The sequence below is a fragment of the Aeromonas sp. 130281 genome (assembly GCF_056642115.1).
Genome location: NZ_JBWVQS010000001.1, coordinates 360,227 through 379,133, shown reverse-complemented (window position 1 = coordinate 379,133; position 18,907 = coordinate 360,227). Strand labels below are relative to the sequence as shown.

14 protein-coding genes are annotated in these 18,907 nt (G+C 65.7%); 5 read left to right on the top strand and 9 right to left on the bottom strand.

Features of this window, described 5'->3' with window-relative positions; genetic code table 11:
* Window positions 1-33 precede the first annotated feature (33 nt).
* Window positions 34-840 (top strand): crotonase/enoyl-CoA hydratase family protein, encoded by an 807-nt coding sequence (locus tag AC1IN8_RS01730; RefSeq protein ID WP_247626284.1) that lies wholly within the window; start codon window positions 34-36, stop codon window positions 838-840.
* 70 nt (window positions 841-910) lie between these two features.
* On the opposite strand, the gene AC1IN8_RS01725 is transcribed toward AC1IN8_RS01730, so the two are convergent.
* Window positions 911-2,410, bottom strand: a complete 1,500-nt coding sequence (locus AC1IN8_RS01725; RefSeq protein WP_319916959.1) for an alanine/glycine:cation symporter family protein — start codon at window positions 2,408-2,410, stop codon at window positions 911-913.
* A gap of 304 nt (window positions 2,411-2,714) precedes the next feature.
* Here AC1IN8_RS01725 and AC1IN8_RS01720 point away from each other — a divergent pair, with 304 nt between their 5' ends.
* Both AC1IN8_RS01720 and AC1IN8_RS01715 read left to right on the top strand, forming a co-directional pair.
* On the top strand, window positions 2,715-3,152 hold the full coding sequence (locus AC1IN8_RS01720; protein WP_479757850.1) for a GNAT family N-acetyltransferase: 438 nt from the start codon (window positions 2,715-2,717) through the stop codon (window positions 3,150-3,152).
* A gap of 19 nt (window positions 3,153-3,171) precedes the next feature.
* Window positions 3,172-3,981, top strand: coding sequence for a M90 family metallopeptidase (locus tag AC1IN8_RS01715; protein WP_429159395.1), 810 nt, complete (start codon window positions 3,172-3,174; stop codon window positions 3,979-3,981).
* A gap of 83 nt (window positions 3,982-4,064) precedes the next feature.
* Here the strand turns inward: AC1IN8_RS01715 and AC1IN8_RS01710 are convergent, their stop codons facing one another.
* From AC1IN8_RS01710 to AC1IN8_RS01675, 8 genes are all read right to left on the bottom strand, one after another.
* A complete protein-coding gene (locus AC1IN8_RS01710) occupies window positions 4,065-4,661 on the bottom strand; it encodes an acetate uptake transporter (protein WP_005315399.1) in 597 nt (198 codons plus the stop codon).
* Window positions 4,662-5,445: 784 nt separating this feature from the next.
* Window positions 5,446-8,349 (bottom strand): DUF748 domain-containing protein, encoded by a 2,904-nt coding sequence (locus AC1IN8_RS01705; protein WP_479757848.1) that lies wholly within the window; start codon window positions 8,347-8,349, stop codon window positions 5,446-5,448.
* A gap of 306 nt (window positions 8,350-8,655) precedes the next feature.
* Window positions 8,656-9,069, bottom strand: a complete 414-nt coding sequence (locus tag AC1IN8_RS01700) for a MerR family transcriptional regulator (protein WP_479757846.1) — start codon at window positions 9,067-9,069, stop codon at window positions 8,656-8,658.
* Window positions 9,070-9,141: 72 nt separating this feature from the next.
* Window positions 9,142-10,113 (bottom strand): hydroxymethylglutaryl-CoA lyase, encoded by a 972-nt coding sequence (locus AC1IN8_RS01695; protein WP_265437506.1) that lies wholly within the window; start codon window positions 10,111-10,113, stop codon window positions 9,142-9,144.
* Window positions 10,110-12,071 (bottom strand): acetyl/propionyl/methylcrotonyl-CoA carboxylase subunit alpha, encoded by a 1,962-nt coding sequence (locus tag AC1IN8_RS01690; protein WP_479757844.1) that lies wholly within the window; start codon window positions 12,069-12,071, stop codon window positions 10,110-10,112. Before AC1IN8_RS01690 ends, AC1IN8_RS01695 begins: the two co-directional genes overlap by 4 nt.
* Window positions 12,068-12,922, bottom strand: coding sequence for an enoyl-CoA hydratase-related protein (locus AC1IN8_RS01685; RefSeq protein ID WP_479757842.1), 855 nt, complete (start codon window positions 12,920-12,922; stop codon window positions 12,068-12,070). Before AC1IN8_RS01685 ends, AC1IN8_RS01690 begins: the two co-directional genes overlap by 4 nt.
* 10 nt (window positions 12,923-12,932) lie before the next feature.
* Window positions 12,933-14,552 carry a carboxyl transferase domain-containing protein gene (locus AC1IN8_RS01680; RefSeq protein WP_479757840.1) on the bottom strand — a complete coding sequence of 540 codons (1,620 nt, stop codon included), beginning with the start codon at window positions 14,550-14,552 and terminating at the stop codon, window positions 12,933-12,935.
* A gap of 55 nt (window positions 14,553-14,607) precedes the next feature.
* Complete coding sequence (locus AC1IN8_RS01675) at window positions 14,608-15,756, bottom strand: isovaleryl-CoA dehydrogenase (RefSeq protein ID WP_319913713.1); 1,149 nt, start codon at window positions 15,754-15,756, stop codon at window positions 14,608-14,610.
* Window positions 15,757-16,031: 275 nt separating this feature from the next.
* Between AC1IN8_RS01675 and AC1IN8_RS01670 the strand changes: the two genes are divergently transcribed.
* The gene (locus tag AC1IN8_RS01670; RefSeq protein WP_479757838.1) at window positions 16,032-17,543 is read left to right on the top strand and encodes a CoA-acylating methylmalonate-semialdehyde dehydrogenase; all 1,512 of its coding nucleotides are present in this window, start codon (window positions 16,032-16,034) and stop codon (window positions 17,541-17,543) included.
* A 107-nt stretch (window positions 17,544-17,650) separates the two neighbouring features.
* On the top strand, window positions 17,651-18,808 hold the full coding sequence (locus AC1IN8_RS01665; protein ID WP_479757836.1) for an acyl-CoA dehydrogenase family protein: 1,158 nt from the start codon (window positions 17,651-17,653) through the stop codon (window positions 18,806-18,808).
* Window positions 18,809-18,907 lie beyond the last annotated feature (99 nt).

Here is an 18,907-nt window from a genome sequence, read left to right as displayed (position 1 = left end):
ATGACCAGTGTCGGCACAAGGAAGAGGAAGGAAATGGACAAGCCAAGGATCAGATGCGAGATCCGGGACGGCATCGCCGAGGTGATGCTGACCCGGGGGGACAAGCTCAATGCCCTGGACAGGGCCATGTTCGGCGCCATCGACGAGACGCTGACGCAGCTCGCCCAGCACAAGGGGTTGCGGGCGGTGATCCTGCACGGCGAGGGGCGGGCGTTCTGCGCCGGACTGGATGTGAAATCCATGCTGAGGCAGCCGGTGGCGGCCCTCGATATTCTCAAGCGCGAGGCGGATGAGGCGACCAACCTGGCCCAGCGGGTCGCCTATGGCTGGCACCAGTTGCCGGTGCCTGTGATTGCCGTGACCCAGGGGGTCTGTTTCGGCGGCGGTCTGCAGATAGCGCTCGGGGCCGATTTTCGCTTCAGCACCCCGGATTGCCGCTTCTCGGTGATGGAGATCAAGTGGGGCATCATCCCCGACATGAGCGGCAGCGTCACCCTGCGCAATCTGATGGGGGTGGACACCGCCATGGAGCTGGCCATGAGCGGCCGCGAGCTGGATGCCCAGGAGGCACGGGCGCTCGGGCTGGTGAGCCGGGTCTGCGAGGATCCCCTCGACGCGGCGCGGGAGTTCGCCAGGACCCTGATCACCAAGTCGCCGGATGCACTGGCGGGGATCAAGCAGCTCTACCATCAGGCCTGGGCCCGCAGCGACGAGCTGATGCTAAAAGAGGAGACCCGGTTGCAGAAGCAGATCCTGGGGCGCCCCAACCAGTGGCGGGCAACCCTCAACAGCCTGTTTCGCTGGCGCCTGCCGTTCGGACCGCGCCGCAACGCGCTCTAAGCCGCCGCCCCTCAAGAGAGCACAAATGAAAATGGCAGCCGAAGCTGCCATTTTGCATTGTGCCGTCTGATCACTTGGCAACGGAATCCGCATCCGGCTCGAACGGGTGACCAGATTGTTCCTGCTCCAGGTTTTGCTCGGAGCGACGGCCCGTCCAGTAGTCGGCGTTCTTGATGCCGAGTTTTTCCGGGTGGAACACGGGATCCAGCCCCAGGGCCTTTTGGGCCTCATAGTCCTTCAGGCAGGCGAAGGCGGGCTTTTGCAGCAGCAGGATGGCACCGATGTTGAGCCAGGCCATCAGGCCGACCCCGATGTCACCCAGACCCCAGGCCAGATCGGCGGTCTTGACGGTGCCGTAGACGGTGGAGGCCATCAGGGCCAGCTTCAGCAGGAAGGTGAGCCAGGGGCGGTTAATCTTGCGGTTGACAAAGGCGATGTTGGTCTCGGCGATGTAGTAGTAGGCCACTATGGTGGTGAACGCGAAGAAGAACAGCGCGATGGCGACGAAGTAGTTGCCAAAGCCGGGCATCATGCTCTCCATGGCGGTCTGCACATAACCGGGGCCGGCTGCGATGCCGGCGATGCCGGTATAGATGGCGGCACCGTCCGGACCCTGTACGTTGTAAAGCCCGGTGATCAGCAGCATAAAGCCGGTGGCGGAGCAGACGAACAGGGTGTCGATGTAGACGGAGAACGCCTGCACCAGGCCCTGTTTGGCCGGGTGGCTCACCGCGGCGGCGGAGGAGGCGTGCGGGCCCGTGCCCTGTGCCGCTTCGTTGGAGTAGACGCCACGCTTGACGCCCCACATGATGGCCAGGCCCAGAATGGCACCGAAACCGGCTTCCATCCCGAAGGCGCTCTTCCAGATCAGCAGGATCACACCCGGCAGCTGGCCGATGTTGAGGGCGATGATGACGCAGGCGACGATGATGTAGCCGAGCGCCATGAAGGGCACCACAGTACTGGCGAAGCTGGCGATGCGTTTCACGCCGCCGAAGATGATGAAGCCGAGCAGCAGCGCCAGACCGGCGGCGGTGACGTTGGGATCGATGTCAAAGGCGGTCTGCAGACTGGAGCCGATGGAGTTCGCTTGCACCCCAGGCAGCAGCACGCCGCAGGCGAAGATGGTGGCGATGGCGAAGGTCCAGGCGTACCACTTCATGCCGAGCCCTTTCTCGATGTAGAAGGCCGGGCCGCCGCGGTACTCGCCGTTGATCTTCTCCTTGTAGACCTGGCCCAGGGTGGACTCCACGAAGGCGGAGCTGGCGCCGAGGAAGGCGACCATCCACATCCAGAACAGGGCGCCCGGGCCCCCGAAGGTGATGGCGGTGGCGACGCCGGCGATGTTGCCGGTACCGACCCGGCCGGCCAGGGTCATGGCCAGCGCCTGGAAGGAGGAGACGCCCGCATCCGTGCTCTTGCCATCAAACATCAGGCGCACCATCTCCTTGATGTGGCGCAGTTGCAGGAAACGGCTGCGCAGGGAGAAGTAGAGGCCCACCCCCAGGCACAGATAGATGAGCGCTGGGCTCCAAATCACGCCATTGATGGCATTGACGATCTCATTCATGTACAACAACTCCTTTGTTGCGCTGTCTTGGCGAGGTCTGTGCCTCGCTCCCTAAACATTGAAATATGTGGTGACCAAGAGGGTCACTCAGTATTGTGCGGGACTTTCGACTGGTTAGTCCGCGGGTTTTAACATATCGGTTTGTATCGGCCCTTCCTAGTGAAAAGTGTTGTCACTTTGTTAATTTGTGAATTGACATTAACAAATGGTGCGTGGAACTGGACAAGATTCGGAACTTACCCATCAAGTGCATCTTTTCCAGATCCAGGGGCCCGCAGGGCATAGTGCAAATAGGAGGCCAGGAGTGACAATAAGAGAAAATGACTGCACCATTCGTCTCGCCGAGCGGGGGGATGGCGCCCTGTTGTCGGCGCTGTTCGCCCAGCTGGGCTATCCGACCCCGGAGGAGGAGGTGGACGGGCGGCTGGCCGAGCCGGATCCCGCTCGGGAGGTGCTGGTGGCCCTCTATCATGGGGAGATGGTCGGGGTTCTGGTATGGCATCGGCTGCAACCCATGCACCTTGCACCAGCCTGGGGCCTGATCTCGGCGCTGGTTATCGATGAAGGTGCAAGGGGCGGCGGCGTGGGTGCCCTGCTGCTGGCGGCGGCCGAGGCGCGGGCGCAAGCCTCGGGTTGCAGCCAGCTGGAGCTCTCCAGCAGCCTCAAGCGCGAGGGGGCTCACCGCTTCTACCTGGCGCAAGGGTATGGCGAGCGGCCGAAACGGTTCGTGAAATTATTCTGATGTGGCATGAGGAGTCAGTGTGTTCTGGTCCAGGTTGAAAGCGGTATTCGGTCTTGCATCCCCCGGGGAGCGTCATGCCCCCGAGGCGCTGGAGTGGCAGCAGGCCCTGGCGGCCGTGCCCATCTTGCAGGGCTTCTCCCACGATGAAGAGCAGCAGCTGATCGAACTGGCCCGCCACTTCCTCTCTCGCAAGACGCTGACCCAGATCGGGGTCGAGCTCACTCCCCGTCAGCAGGGGGTGCTGGCCCTGCAGGCTGTGCTGCCCATACTGCATCTTGGGCTGGAGTGGTATCGCGGCTTTCACGAGGTGATCATCATCCCCGAACCCGTCACCCGCCGCCAGGAGGTGCAGGACGAGTTCGGGCTGGTGAGCGAGTTTGAAGAGGAGAACGCCGGCGAGTCCTGGCCCCAGGGACCCCTGGTGCTGGCCTGGAGCGAGTTGCAGCAGGATGGGGACTGGGATGGTTTCAACCTGGTGATCCACGAGCTGGCGCACAAGCTCGACATGCTGGGGGGGGATGCCGACGGCGGGCCACCGCTCCCGAGCGGCATGGATCAGCGGCAATGGACCCAGGCGCTGCAGAACGCGTTCGATGAGATGAATGCCGCGCTGGCCAGGGGAGAGGTGACCCAGATAGACCCCTATGCCGCCACCCATCCCGCCGAGTTCTTCGCGGTGTGCAGCGAGAGCTTCTTCACCGAGCCCCTGCGTCTGAGGGCCGTCTATCCCGCCGTCTACGAGCAGCTCGCCCGCTTCTATGGTCAGCAGCCTGCCGCCCGCTTCCCGGCTACCCGATGGCTGGCAGGGGATGGCGAGCTGCACAGCTGACGGGCTCTATGCCTAGGCGACAGAAAAACAAAAGGCACCCGAGGGTGCCTTTTGCATGGGCGCGAGCGCCAGGGCGCGGCAGATTATGCGGCAGCCTTGAGCTGGACTGCGGCGGCTTTCTTGTGATCGCCGATGGGCAGCACGGTACGGCCGAACTGCTCGTTTATCACGGTGGCCATGGCCAGGTAGATGGCGCTGGCGCCGCAGATGATCCCTTCGAAACCGGCGATGGTGCCGATCAGGGTGCTGCCGGTGAAGTCACGGGCGGCCAGCAGGAAGAAGAGCACGGTCAGGGAGGCAAACACGAACTGCTTCACCCGCGGGAAGTTGACGGTGCCAACCAGCATGAACAGGGTGAACATGCCCCACATCAGCAGATACCAGCCCATGTAGGCGTGGGGAGTGGCTTCGGCCAGACCCATGGTCGGCATCACCAGCAGGAACACCAGGCTCCACCAGAAGGTGCCGTAGGAGATGAAGGCGGTGACACCGAAGGTGTTGCCACGCTTGAACTCCATGATGCCGGCGATGATCTGGGCCAGACCGCCATAGCACAGGCCCATGGCCAGGATCATGGCGCTGATGGGGAAGAAACCTGCGTTATGGATGTTCAGCAGAATGGTGGTCATACCGAAACCCATCAGACCCAGAGGGGCAGGGTTGGCCAATTTTTCGCTCACGTGGCGTTCTCCAAAAATAGAGGTGGGGGTTGATAAAAGACGCGCGATTTTAGGCAGGCTCTCGGCCCTGAGCAAGGGGGTGAGGAGGCTAAATGGTAAAAAAATGACAGGAAATTTTAAGTGACCAACCATTCGTGCCATTCAGGTAGACGACAGGTGAATAGATAACGTTTTCAATGTTGCTTTTTTGTATGAAAGGCTCCCGAAATGAAAGCGGGCAACGAAAGGCGCGTCTGCGGCTATGACCGGGTTGCGGGCCCACCGCGCGCTGGAACAAGCGATGTCGGGTTGAAAATTCACCTCATATGCCATCAGACAAGAGGTGTTCAGTACCACTTGATCAGCTGGCCCCCTCTGCTGATTGACGGCACAGCCCCGACGCCAGGCAGGGACGTCCTCGGGGTCAGGCACGACCTCCCTCGGGGTCGGGCAGGTGCGTGGTGCTGGTCCCGAGCCAGGAGATCGGCCAGCGAAGCCGGGAAGCCTCCTTCAGGAAGCACGGCTACAAGGACGGCGCGCATATCAGCCGCCAACCGGCCTGAGTGGAAAGTGCAGGTTCACGGAGGTGCGCCTGGACGCTGGCCTGGGTGGGAGCGCCGGATTTTCCACCCTCCCTGGGCTGGTGCCTGATCACAAGGGATGGCGGAGTGCCAGGGGCCTGCGGTTAGCAAGGAAGCAAGCAAAGCGGCGAGCAGAGAAGGGAGCAGAGAAGGGAGCAAAAAGAGGGGCCGAGGGCGCGAGCCAGAAGGGGGACATCCCCCCTTCCCGGGGCCATCATCGCGGCTCAGTTGTCCAGGGTGAGGACCACCTTGGCCTCCTTGTCGCTCTCCTTGACCTGGCTGTCGAGCACAAACAGGCGATCCGGCGTGATGCCCTGGGTATCCACCAGGTACTCCTTGGTGTTCTGGGCCCGGCGCATGGCGAGGTTGCGCAGGGACTTGGCGGTGATCAGCTGCTGGTCCCGCAGCAGGATCACCGCCTGGGTGCGCAGGGCCGGGCTCTGGGCCGGGAGCGCCAGGCGATCGGCCAGGGTGCCGAGGTTTTCGCTGAACTTGGCCTCATAGGCCTCGGCCAGGGCACTCTGCAGGGCGGGATCCTGCTCCAGCAGGGCGAGATCCACCGGGTTGCCGGTGATCTTGGCCAGCACCCGCTCCAGCTTTTGGCGCTGCAGGATGGGGCGCTCCTCGTTGAAGTTGACCTTGCCGCGGATGTTCATGCTGAGCCTGGGCCTCTCTTTCAGTGCCTGAGCCAGGGTGGTCAGCTTGCTCTGCTGGCTCGGGGTGAGGGCGGGATCGCCGGGCTGGAAGGGGAGCTCATCGAGATCCTTGGTGCCCCCTGTCAGGGACGCCAGCAGGGAGAAGGGGGAGGTGATGGCCTTGCTCAAGGTGTTGCCGAGCACGTCCCAGAAGATGTTGCCCAGGCTGAAATCCGGCTGATCCAGGTTGCCCTTCACCTTGAGGTTCATCTTGATGACGCCGCTGGCGTCGCTCAGCAGGGCGATGGCGAGCCCCAGCGGCAGATCCCTGGCCTGCTCGCTCTTGACCTTCTCGCCGAGTTGCAGCTTCTTGATGGTGATGTCGTTGTCCCCCTCCAGCCGGTTGCCCTGCAACTTGTAGTTGAGCTTCATGGAGAGCTGCCCCTTGTCGATGGCGTAGCCGGCATAGGTGCTGGAGTAGGGGGTGAAGGTGGTGAGCTCCAGGTTGTTGAAGGCCACGGCGACGTCGAGCACGGGATCCTCGATCAGCAGGTTGGCGCCCCCCTTGATGGTCACCGGGGCGTATCTGTCCACCTTGCCGTTGAAGTCGAGCTCGGAGCGCTGCCCCGGGACATTGGTGATGTGGCGGCTCTGCCCCGCGAGGGAGGCGATGTCCACCACGAACTCCGGGCTCAGGCTGCGATCGGCGAAACGCAGGTTGCCCTGAGTGGTGCGGACCTGGTCGATGAGGATGTGCGGTGCGGGCGCGCTCTGCTTGCTGGCCGGTTGCGGCAGCAGCAACTGCTGGACGTTGGTGACCCCCTCCTCATTGATCTCGATGCGGGCGAAGGGCTTGCTCAGCAGGATGTCGGCTATCTTCAGCTGCTGGCTGATGCCGTCATAGTGCAGCCCGCTCAGTTGCAGCTTCTCTATCTGCAGCAGTCGCTGGTTGTCGGCCCGATCCAGCACGTTGAGCCCCTCGATGTCGAGCCCGCCGCTCAGCGCCAGCTTGCTGAGGGCCCCCTTGTCATCGGTGGCAAGGTCCAGCTTGGTGCGGCTGGCGAGCCGGCCGTCCCGCACGCTGATGCGCAGCAGATCCTGCAGGTAGGGCTGGGCCAGGGTGAGCGGCAGGCCCTGCTGCTTGAGGGTGCCGTTCAGGGCGAAGGGGGCGAGATCCAGGGTGCCATCAAAGGCCAATGTCGCCTGGGGAGGGAGTGTGCCGGTCAGGGTGAGGGGGCTACTCTGGCCGGGCTGGCTGCCGAGGGGCCCCAGGGTGAGCTCCAATCCCGAGAGCTCCCGCAGCAGGGGCTTGCCGCTGCTGGACTCGGTCAGCTTGAGCGCCCCCTGGCTGATGCGGGTCTCTTTGAGCTGCCAGCGCCAGGGCTTGCTCGCTGTCGGCTGTTTGGTCGCCGCTTTGGCGCCGGGCTGCGAGATCAGCAGCGCGGCCAGGTCCAGTTGCTGCTTCTCATCGAGCACGGCGGTGACTGCGGGGGCCTTGAGGGTGGCGGTATCCAGCTCAAGGCTCTGCTTGCTGCCATCGACCCGGATCCCGGTCAGGGCCAGCTGGTTGAAGCGGGCAAATTCGCCGCCCTTGGCCCTCTTGAGCTGCCAGTTGGCCAGGGTCAGCCTGCCCTTGGCGATCTGCCATGCCAGCCCCTGCTTGCCGGATGTGAGCCGGTACGCCAGCTCGGCGCTGGCCTCGCCCCTGGCCAGGGTGGCCTTGACATAGGGGGCCCAGAGCGGGGAGAAGGGGGCGAGGGCGACCTTGCCGAGGCTGAGCTGCCCCTTGCCGGCCCCTGTCAGGATGTTGAATTCACCGTCGGCCTTGAGGGGGCTCTTCTCATTGAGGGTCGCACTCAGCCGATAGCGGTTGAGGGCCGTCGGCGCGCTGGAAAAATCGGGCAGCTGCAGGGCTATCTTGCCGAGGGTGAGAGGCGGCAGCCAGCCCGGGCTGCGTTGCTTGCGGCTATCGCGGTAGTGGAATTGCCCCTGGGCGAGGGCCAGCTTGCCGATGCTCAACACCAGGGGCTCGCCGGTGGATGGCGCCGGCTCCCTGGTCTGCAGGGCGTCGAGCAGGGGGGTCAGGGCCTCGGTCAGGTTGAAACTGGCCGCTCCCTTGTTATCCGCCAGGCGCACCAGGCTCACCCTGGGGGTGGTCAGGGTCAGCTCCTCCAGCACCAGGGCTCTCTGGCGCCAGCTCTCCTTCAACCTGGGGATGAGCCGCAACTCTTCGAACGACACCAGGGGCTGCTGCCGCTCATCGAGCAGAGCGCTGGGCCCCAGCACGAGGGAGGGGGAGCGCAGCCCGACCTCTATCTTTCCCAGGGTGAGCTGCAGCCCATAATGGGTGGCGAGCCAGCCCGGCAGGTGGCGCTGGATGAGGTTGGGGGCTTGCCAGAGCAAGATGGTGACGCAGATGAGCAAGAGCGCGACAATATAGAGGGCGTAACGCAACAGGCGAGCGGGCAGAGGCTTGAGCATGATGGTCTCCATTGGATGCGCACATGGTAGCAATTAATCGCCGTTCGATCATGGTATGGCTCTCGGGCTGCGCCTTACTCTGTCCGGGTTAGCTGAATTATCGAGCAAGGCTGGGCCTCCCGCGCCAGGTCGGGACTCTTTTTGGCCGAGCGGCCTTCTTGCTGTTCGGGATGGGTGGAGGTTGAGCCGTCGGCAGCCTTTCGCGCCGACTCGGGTGGGCGGCGCAGGCCTGCAGGGTGTGCGGCGCCAGGCCTTGAGAGCAGGGGATCCTTGTCAGGGCCATGGCTTGCTTCGGGGGCGAGCGGCCCCCGGAGCCCGTCAATCCGCGTCTGTCTTCAAGCCGCCGAGGGAGTGGATGCAGCGCTGCTCGGCGGCATCGAGCTCGGCCATCACCATCTGGATGTCTTCGAGCTGCTGGCGCAGGGAGTGGCGCCGCGCCTCGATGAGCTGGATCATGGAGTGCAGCTGCATCCGGCTCGAGCGGTCGGTGTCATACATGTCGAACAGCTCGCGGATCTCCGCCAGGCTGAAGCCGAGCCGCTTGCCACGCAGGGTCAATTTCAGGCGGATCCTGTCCTTGTGGCTGTAGATGCGGGTCTGCCCCTCCCGGGCCGGGGTGAGCAGCCCCTCGTCCTCGTAGTAGCGGATGGTGCGCGGGGTGATGTCGAACTCCTGGGCCAGCTCGGAGATGCTGTAGGTTCTCTCCTTGCCGCAGAAACTGCCGCCTCTCATGGCCTGATCCTGCATGGTTCAACCTCCTGACATGACGACATGCTGCCGCTCTTCTCCCCGGCGGGGGCGCTCTCAGGGGTCATGGCACTCTCCTTGTGCTATCTCATCGAGTCCTGGCTGCAACTCTCTGGCCCTGGCGTGGAGCGCCTGCCCGACCCGCGAGCCGTTGGGGCGGCCGAGCTGCTCGCTCACCCACTGACCGGTGGCGGCCAGCCTGTCGAGGTTCACCCCTGTGCTCATGCCAAGGCCGTGCAGCAGATAGACCACCTCCTCCGAGGCGACGTTGCCTGAGGCCCCGGGGGCATAGGGGCAGCCACCCAGCCCCGCCACCGAGCAGTCTATGGTGCGGATGCCGCGCTCGAGCGCCGGCAGCAGGTTGGCGAGCCCCTGGCCATAGGTGTCGTGAAAGTGCACTGCGAGCCGGCCGGCCGGGACTTCGTGCAGCACCGCATCGAGCATGGGGGCTACGGTGCCCGGGGTGCCTGTTCCTATGGTGTCGCCGAGGGAGATCTCGTGGCAGCCGAGATCCAGCAGCCGCTCGGCCAGGGCGGCGACCCGTTTCGGGCGGGTCGGGCCGTCATAGGGGCAGGCGATGACGGTGGACAGGTAACCCCTCACCTTGATGCCGAGGCGGCGTGCCTCCGTCACCAGAGGGGCGAAGCGGATCAGTGACTCTTCGACGCCGATGCCGATGTTGGCGCGGGTGAAGCCGTCTGAGCAGGCGGTGAAGAGGCCAATCTCGTCGACCCTGGCCTGGATCGCGGCCTGCAAGCCCTGCAAATTGGGCACCAGGGCGCCATAGCGGGTCGCGCCCTTGCGGGGCAGCGCCTTGAACAGTTCGGCGGAGTCCGCCATCTGCGGCACTCGCTTCGGGGAGACGAAGGCCCCCACCTCGATCCGTTGCAGGCCGCTCTCGGCGAGACGGTTGATAAGCAGAAGCCGCTGCGCCAGCGACAACAGGCGGGGTTCGTTCTGCAGCCCATCCCGGGGCCCCACCTCCACCAGGCTGACCCTGTCGACGGGGGTGCCATGCTCCTTGCTCATGCTGCGCCTCCCTCGGCGTTCTCTGCGTTCGGGTCGGCAAAGTGCACCAGCACGGCGCCCTGGCTCACCTGCTCCCCCTGGCGGCAGGAGAGGGCGGTGATCACCCCCTCCTTGTCTGCTTTCAAGACGTGTTCCATTTTCATCGCCTCCAGTACCAGCAGGGGCTGCCCCTTGCCGACAGGTTGCCCGACCTCGACCAGCAGCGCCACCACGATACCGTGCATGGGGGCCACGGCGCCCTGGGCCCCGTCGTGATCATGATGTGGCCTGTGGCGCCGATCATCGGCGGCGAAGGGAATGCGCCTGCCATCCAGGTGCAGCACGAAGGCGGCCTCTGCCGCCGGGGTGACGGGGCAACGCACCCAGCGACCCGCCCGCTGCAGACGGACAAAATCAGTGCCGAGCTCATAGGGGCAGGTTTCCCCCTGCCATGTGAGCCGACCGGCGCGCTCGGCCAGGGTCAGCACCCGGGCCTCCTCGCCGATCCGCACCGCCGCCGTCAGGCTCCTGCTCCCGCCCAGCCGAAAACCGGGGGCCTGCTGCCAGGGGGAGGGGCCGGTGCGACTGGCGAGCCAGAGGGTGGCCAGCGGCCAGGCGAGGTCCGGTATGGGCAGGGAGTCGGTCGGAATGGGCCACTGGGTGTGGTGCGCCATGGCCAGCACGTCCGGCTCCTCGCACAGGCGCAGCAGCAGCGGGCCATTGTGCACCAGGGGGCCGAGACTCAGGGCCGCCAGGGCATCGGCCAGCCTGGCAAAGGCCTCGGCGCGGCTCTGACCGTGGGCGATCAGCTTGGCGATCATGGGATCGTAATAGGGGCTCACCGCGTCACCGGCGCTCACACCGGTATCGATGCGCACCCCCTGTGGCCAGTGGAGCCACTGGATGGGGCCGCTGGCGGGCAAGAAGCCTGCCCCGACGTCCTCGGCGTAGAGGCGCGCCTCCACCGCATGGCCGCGCAGCACCACCTCCTCCTGGGTGAGCGGCAGCGGCTGGCCCTCGGCGACCGCCAGCTGCCAGGCCACCAGATCCTGGCCGGTGACGGCCTCGGTGACCGGGTGCTCCACCTGCAGCCGGGTGTTCATCTCCATGAAGAAGAACTCGTCCCCGCACAGCAGAAACTCTATGGTACCGGCCCCCACATAGTCGATGGCCCGGGCGGCGGCCACGGCGGCCTCGCCCATGGCGCGGCGAAGCGCCGGGGCTATGTTGGGGGCGGGGGCCTCTTCGATCACCTTCTGGTGGCGGCGCTGCAAGGAGCAGTCCCTGTCCCCCAGGTAGATGGCATGGCCCAGGGTATCGGCGAAGATCTGCACCTCCACATGGCGGGCCCGGGGGAGGTAGCGCTCGAGCAGCACCCTGTCATCCCCGAAGGCGGCCAGGGCTTCCCGTTTCACCGCCGCCAGGGCGGCGTCAAACTCGTCTATCTGCTCGACCCGGCGCATCCCCTTGCCGCCGCCGCCGCTGGCGGCCTTGATAAGAAGCGGGAAGCCGACCTGATGCGCCTGATTACGCAGCAGAGCCTGCGTCTGATCTGCGCCGTGATAGCCGGGCAGCACGGGGACGCCGGCCGCCTGCATCAGCGCCTTGGCGCCGGATTTGTCCCCCATGGCGAGGATGGCGGCGCCGCTCGGGCCGATGAAACGCAAACCCTGTTGCGCACAGGCGCTGGCAAAGTCGCTGTTCTCCGACAGAAAACCGTAGCCGGGGTGCACGGCGTCGGCCCCGGCCTCGCGGGCCATTGTCAGCACCCTGGCGGCGTCGAGGTAGCTCTCCCGCGCCGGGGCAGGCCCCAGATGCCAGGCCTCGTCGGCTTCCCGCACGTGCATGGCGCGGGCGTCGGCGTCCGAGTAGAGGGCTATGGTGTGAATACCGAGGCGGCGGGCGGTCCGGATGATACGTACCGCGATCTCGCCTCTATTGGCGATCAGCAGGCGTTTGATGGGCTGGTATTGAGTCATGTCTCATCCTTGAAACGGGGGCGCCAGCTGGGGGGGCGCTTGTCGAAGAAGGCCTGCATCCCCTCCTGGGCTTCGAGTCCGACCCGTACCCGGGCTATGGTCTCGACGGTAATCTCTTCGTGTTGATGGCCGGGCTGGTGCTCGATGGCAGCCAGCAGCCGCTTGGTTTCCTTCATCGCCTCAGGGCCGTTGCGGCAAAGACGCATGCCCAAGGCCCGCCCTTCGGATAGCAGCGTCTCCGGCGCACAGAGCCGGTGCGCCACGTTGAGGCGGCAGGCGGTGATGGCATCGAAGGGCTCGGCGCTCAGCATGTAGCGGCGGGCCTGGCGCATCCCCATGGCGCGCACCACATAGGGGCTGATCACCGCAGGCACCAGCCCCAGGCTCACTTCTGAGAGGCAGAAGCGGGCGTCGTCGCTGGCCAGCACTATGTCACAGGCACAGAGCAGGCCGAGGGCTCCGCCATAGGCCGCCCCCTGCACCAGGGCCACGGTGGGGAAGGGCAGCTCGTCCAGGGCTTGCATCAGCCTGGCCAGCACCCGGGCATCCTCCCGGTTCTTTTCAAACGAGCTGGGATCGAAGTCGCCCTGGAGCTGGTTGCGCATCCAGTTGAGATCGGCGCCGGCGCAAAAGTGCCTGCCCTCTGCCCGCAGCAGCAGGACATGGGGGCGTTCGGCCAGGGGCTGGCCGTGGCGATGGGCGAGGTCCCCCAGGCAATCGAGCAGCTCCTGCATCAGATCGGCATCGAGGGCGTTGTGGCGGGTGGGGCGTGCCAGCACCAGCTCAACCAGCGGACCGTGGCGCTCAAGCCGGCAGCCGGCCAGGGGGTCATTGCACAGTGGATCGGACATGTCGAACTCCTTACATCCTGAAGATGCCGTACTGTTCCGGGCCGGTCGCGGCCCCCTGGCAGGCAGCCAGCGCCAGCGCCAGCACGGTGCGACTCTGGGCGGGATCGATGACGCCGTCATCCCAGAGCCTGGCGCTGGCGTAGTAGGGGTGCCCCTGGCGTTCATACTGCGCGATGACGGGGGCGCGGATGGCGTCCGCCTCCTGCTCCCCCAGGGTCTTGCCGTCGGCCGCCAGCTTGTCCCGGCGTACCTGCACCAGCACGTTGGCCGCCTGCTCGCCCCCCATGACGGAGATGCGGCTGCCCGGCCAGCTGAACAGAAAGTCGGGCTCATAGGCGCGGCCGCACATGCCGTAGTTGCCGGCGCCGAAGCTGCCGCCGACGATCAGGGTGATCTTGGGCACCCGGCTGCAGGCGACGGCGGTGACCAGCTTGGCGCCATGCTTGGCGATCCCCTCCTTTTCCGCCTGGCTGCCCACCATAAAGCCGGTGATGTTCTGCAGGAACAGCAGGGGAATGGCGCGCTTGTTGCACAGCTGGATGAAGTGGGCCCCTTTCTGGGCGCTGTCGCTGTGGAGCACGCCGTTGTTGGCGAGGATCCCCACGGGCATGCCCTGGATGCGGGCAAACCCGGTGACGAGCGTGGTGCCGAACAGCGCCTTGAATTCGTCAAACTCGGAGCCATCCACCAGGCGGGCGATGAGCTCCCGGGCGTCATAGGGGCGCTTGAGGTTGGTGCCCACCAGGCCGTAGAGCTCCTCCACGGGGTAGAGGGGCTCATCGTAGCTCGGGTGGCACCCAGGCAAGCCCGAGGCTGGCATGCGGTTTTCCCCCAGATTGCTCACCAGGGTGCGGGCGATGGCCAGGGCATGGGCGTCGTCCTCGGCCAGGTGGTCTGCCACCCCGGAGTGGGCGCAGTGCACCAGGGCGCCCCCCAGGGCCTCGGCGCTGATCTCCTCGCCGGTGGCTGCCTTGACCAGGGGCGGGCCCGCCAGAAAGATGGTGGCCTGCTCCCTGACCATGATGGATTCATCCGCCATGGCGGGCACATAGGCGCCCCCTGCGGTGCACAGCCCCATCACCACGGCGAGCTGGGGGATGTTCTGGGCCGACATGCGGGCCTGGTTGTAGAAGATGCGGCCAAAGTGCTCCCGGTCGGGGAACACCTCGTCCTGCATGGGGAGGAAGGCGCCGCCGGAATCCACCAGATAGAGGCAGGGGAGGCGCAGCCGCTCGGCGATGGCCTGGGCCCGCAGGTGCTTTTTCACCGTGAGCGGGTAGTAGGTACCCCCCTTGACGGTGGCGTCGTTGACCACCAGCAGGCAGAGCCGACCCGCAATCTGGCCTAGCCCCGTGATGATGCCGGCGGCGGGCACGGGGTCCTCATAGACCTGCCAGGCGGCCAGGGCCGAGAGCTCGAGGAAGGGGGAGCCCGGATCCAGCAGCCGATTGATGCGCTCCCGGGGCAGCAGCTTGCCGCGCCCCTGATGGCGGGCATTGTTGGCCGCGCCGCCGCCCTGGGCTATCTCGGCGAGGCGGGCATCGAGATCCGTCACCAGGGCCTGCATGGCGGCCCGATTGGCGGCAAACTCGGCGCTGGTGGTATCCAGGCGGGAGTGGATCTGGCTCATGGGTTCTCTCCCATCTGGTTGTTGTTGCCGATGGCAGGTGACAAAGGGAGCAGCATCATGGGTTATCTCCCATCAGCTCGCGGCCGATGAGCCAACGGCGGATCTCCGAGGTGCCTGCCCCTATCTCGTAGAGCTTGGCGTCCCGCAGCAGGCGACCCGTGGGGTATTCGTTGATATAGCCGTTGCCGCCGAGCAGCTGGATGGCATCGAGCGCCATCTGGGTGGCGTTTTCGGCGGCAAAGAGGATGGCGGCGGCGCAATCCTTGCGGCTGGTATGGCCCTTGTCGCAGGCGCTTGCCACCGAATAGACCAGGGCGCGGCTGCTGGCGAGGCGGGTATACATGTCGGCGAGCTTGCCCTGCACCAGCTGGAAGTCGCCGATGGCCTGGCCGAACTGCTTGCGCTCGCGCACATAGGGTAGCACCACGTCCATGCAGGCCTGCATGATGCCAAGGGGGCCGGCGGCCAGCACCACCCGCTCGTAGTCGAGGCCACTCATCAGCACCCGGGCCCCGCCGTGCAGGGCGCCGAGCAGGTTCTCTGCCGGCACGGCGCAGTGGTCGAACACCAGCTCGCAGGTGCTGGAGCCGCGCATGCCGAGCTTGTCGAGCTTCTGGGCCGTGGTGAATCCCGGGGTGCCCGCCTCGACGATGAAGGCGGAGATCCCCTTGGCCCCGGCGGCCGGATCCGTCTTGGCATAGATGACGAAGGTGTCCGCATCCGGGCCGTTGGTGATCCACATCTTGTTGCCGTTCAGCACGAAGTGATCCCCCTCGCGCACTGCGGTGAGGCGCATGCTGACCACGTCTGAGCCGGCTCCCGGCTCGCTCATGGCGAGCGCCCCCACGTGCCTGCCACTGACCAGATCAGGCAAATAGCGGGCCTTCTGATCAGGGGTGCCGTGGCGGTGGATCTGGTTGATGCAGAGGTTGGAGTGGGCGCCGTAGGAGAGGCCGACCGAGGCGCTGGCGCGGCTCACCTGCTCCATCACCAGCACATGGGCCAGATAGCCGAGGCCCACCCCCTCATACTCTTCCGCCACCGTGATGCCGTGCAGTCCGAGCTCACCCATCTTTGGCCAGAGATCGCGGGGGAAGGCGTTGCTCTGGTCAATCTCGGCGGCGCGCGGTGCTATCACTTGTTGGCAGAAGGCCTCGACCTGTTCGGTCAGGGCGCGGAGGGTTTCATCCATCAGGGCATGCATCCTTGCTCTCCTTGGTCTCTGGTGCTCACCCGTCTCGTGCCTCCGAAACGGAGGGAAACTGGTCAGTCCATTTGTGATTTAAGTTTACGTTAGCGTAAACGTAAATGAGTTGTTAGTCTAAGGTAAATTCGTTGAGTGCCGACTGCAAGGGCCATACCCCCGAGCGGGCAAACGCAAGGAGCGAGCAAGATGATCAGCGAGTGCATCCGGTCTGCCGGCCTGCCTGAGAGGCGCTGGCACAGTGCCGGCCAACGGGCAGCCAAGGAGAGTGCGGCATGAACCAACACCACACCCAGTACGGGGATCTGCCGCTCTATATTGGCGGCGAGGCGTACCCTTCTGCGAGCGAGGCCTGGATCGAGGTGACCAACCCGGCGGATCAGAGCCTGCTGGCGCGGGTGCCGAGAGCCACGGCCGGGGAAGTGGAGCTGGCGGTGCGCCGCGCTCACGACGCCTACTTGCTGTGGCGGGAGGTGCCGGCCCCGGAGCGGGCCAGGGTCATGTTCAACTACCAGCATCTGCTCAAAGCCCATCACGACGAGCTGGCGACTCTGCTGGCCCAGGAGACGGGCAAGAACCTGGCGGACGCCAGGGGAGATGTGTGGCGCGGCATCGAGGTGGTGGAGCAGGCCTGTGGCGTCGCCAGCCAGACCATGGGGGAGACCATGGGCAACGTGGCGCGCCGGGTGGATGGCCACTCCTGGGTGCAGCCGCTGGGGGTCTGCGTCGGCATCACGCCGTTCAACTTCCCCGCCATGATACCGCTCTGGATGTTCCCCCTGGCGGTGGCCTGCGGCAACGGCTTCGTGCTCAAACCCTCGGAGCAGGATCCCCTCACCCCCATGCGGCTGGCCGAGCTGTTCACCGAGGCGGGGGCGCCAGCGGGCATCCTCAGCGTGGTGCACGGGGGCGCCGAGCAGGTGGATGCGCTGCTCGCCCACCCGGACGTGAAGGCGGTGAGCTTCGTGGGCTCGGCCCGGGTCGGGGCTCACGTCTATCGTACCGCCACCGACCACCTCAAGCGTGCCCAGTGCTTCGTGGGCGCCAAGAACCACATGGTGATCATGCCGGACGCCAACAAGGCGCAGGTGCTGAGCAACCTGGTGGGGGCCGGGGTGGGGGCCGCCGGCCAGCGCTGCATGGCCATCAGCGTGGCGGTCTTCGTGGGGAGCGCGAGGGAGTGGATCCCGGAGCTCGCCGCCGAGTTTGCCAGGGTCAAGCCCGGTGTCTGGCACGATCCAGAGGCCGCCTATGGCCCCCTTATCAGCCCTGAAGCCAAGGTTCGAGTCGAGGGGCTGATTGAAGCAGGCATGGCCGAGGGTGCCCAGTGCTTGCTGGACGGGCGTTTTTGCGACGTGCCCGGCTACCCGGTGGGCAACTGGGTGGGGCCGACCCTGTTTCGCGGCGTGACCCCCGAGATGCGTATCTACAAGGAGGAGATCTTCGGCCCCGTGCTCGCCTGCCTGGAGGTGGAGAGCCTGGACGAGGCGCTCGCCCTCATCAACGACAACCCCTATGGCAACGGCACCTCCATCTTCACCGGCTGCGGCGCCGCGGCCCGCAAGTTCCGCCACGAGGTGGCGGTGGGGCAGGTGGGGATCAACGTGCCCATTCCGGTGCCGCTGCCGTTCTTCTCCTTCACCGGCTGGCGCGGCTCCTTCTACGGGGATCTGCACGCCTACGGCAAGCAGGCGGTGCGTTTCTACACCGAGACCAAGACGGTGACCGAGCGCTGGTTCGACGAGGACATACCGACCGGACCCAACATGACTATTCACCTGCGGTGAGCAATGGATGATGGGCCGAGGGCACGCCCGCCGACGCTCACCACGGCTGTCCCTGCATCGAAGGTGGATCTGCGACAAGCAAGCGAGATAACGAGGAAGCGAACAAGATGGACTTTACCCTGACCGAATCCCAACGGGCCTGTGTCGACTCGGCCGGTGCCTTCGCCGATCTGGCGCTCAAGCCCCATGCCGCCCGCTGGGACAGGGAGCACGAGTTCCCCGTCTCCACCATCAAGCAGGCGGCGGCGCTGGGTCTGTGCGGCCTCTACACCTCGGAGCAATATGACGGCCTGGGGTTGAGCCGGCTCGACGCCAGCCTCATCTTCGAGCGCCTGGCCATGGGCTGCACCTCCACCACGGCCTACCTGACCATACACAACATGGTGAGCTGGATGCTGGGCAGCTGGCTGCCGAGTGAGGTGGCCGGGGAGTGGGTGCCAAGACTCGCCAGCGGCGAGCTGCTGGGCTCCTACTGCCTCACCGAGCCGGGGGCGGGATCGGATGCCGCCGCCCTCAAGACCCGTGCGGTGCGCGATGGCGACGATTACCTCATCGAGGGCAGCAAGGTGTTCATCTCGGGGGCGGGCAGCACTCAGGTGCTGGTGGTGATGGCCCGCACCGGGGGGGAGGGGGCCAAGGGGATATCTGCCTTTATGGTGCCCGCCGATACGCCGGGTGTGAGCTATGGCAAGGCGGAGGAGAAGATGGGCTGGAACAGCCAGCCGACCCGGGAGGTGAATTTCAGCGCCGTGCGCATTCCCGCCCGTTACCGGCTGGGGGAGGAGGGAGAAGGGTTCAGGTTCGCCATGCAGGCGCTGGATGGGGGGCGCATCAATATTGCCAGCTGTTCGCTGGGCACTGCCCAGCAGGCGCTGGACGACGCCCTGGCCCATGTGCAGCAGCGCCAGCAATTTGGACACCCGATCAGCGAATTCCAGAGCGTGCAGTTCCGCCTCGCCGACATGGCCACCGAGCTGGCCGCCGCCCGCCTGCTGGTGCGCCAGGCCGCCGCCAAGCTCGACGGCGGCAGCCCGGACAAGAGCGCCTGGTGCGCCATGGCCAAGCGCTTTGCCACCGACGTGGGTTATCGCGTCTGCGATGAGGCTCTGCAACTCTTTGGTGGCTATGGTTATATCCGCGAGTATCCGCTTGAGCGCTATCTGCGCGACACCCGGGTGCACCGCATTCTGGAGGGCACGAACGAAGTGATGCGGCTCATCATCGCCCGCCGCCTGCTGGGGGATCCCGGCCTGTCGCTGGAGTAGAGGGCGGTGGCTGCCCGTTTTCCTACTGTTGCCGGGGAATGGCTGACAGGCGCCGCGCCCTCGTCAGGCTTTGTGAGCCAGCCGAATGTCGGCCCCATT

Bases quoted from the DNA above. Each gene is read 5' to 3' on its own strand.
- AC1IN8_RS01730 (WP_247626284.1), top strand. From the start codon at position 34: ATGGACAAGCCAAGGATCAGATGCGAGATCCGGGACGGCATCGCCGAG.
- AC1IN8_RS01725 (WP_319916959.1), bottom strand. From the start codon at position 2,410: ATGAATGAGATCGTCAATGCCATCAATGGCGTGATTTGGAGCCCAGCG.
- AC1IN8_RS01705 (WP_479757848.1), bottom strand. From the start codon at position 8,349: ATGGAGACCATCATGCTCAAGCCTCTGCCCGCTCGCCTGTTGCGTTAC.
- AC1IN8_RS01700 (WP_479757846.1), bottom strand. From the start codon at position 9,069: ATGAGAGGCGGCAGTTTCTGCGGCAAGGAGAGAACCTACAGCATCTCC.
- AC1IN8_RS01695 (WP_265437506.1), bottom strand. From the start codon at position 10,113: ATGAGCAAGGAGCATGGCACCCCCGTCGACAGGGTCAGCCTGGTGGAG.
- AC1IN8_RS01690 (WP_479757844.1), bottom strand. From the start codon at position 12,071: ATGACTCAATACCAGCCCATCAAACGCCTGCTGATCGCCAATAGAGGC.
- AC1IN8_RS01685 (WP_479757842.1), bottom strand. From the start codon at position 12,922: ATGTCCGATCCACTGTGCAATGACCCCCTGGCCGGCTGCCGGCTTGAG.
- AC1IN8_RS01680 (WP_479757840.1), bottom strand. From the start codon at position 14,552: ATGAGCCAGATCCACTCCCGCCTGGATACCACCAGCGCCGAGTTTGCC.
- AC1IN8_RS01675 (WP_319913713.1), bottom strand. From the start codon at position 15,756: ATGCATGCCCTGATGGATGAAACCCTCCGCGCCCTGACCGAACAGGTC.
- AC1IN8_RS01670 (WP_479757838.1), top strand. From the start codon at position 16,032: ATGAACCAACACCACACCCAGTACGGGGATCTGCCGCTCTATATTGGC.
- AC1IN8_RS01665 (WP_479757836.1), top strand. From the start codon at position 17,651: ATGGACTTTACCCTGACCGAATCCCAACGGGCCTGTGTCGACTCGGCC.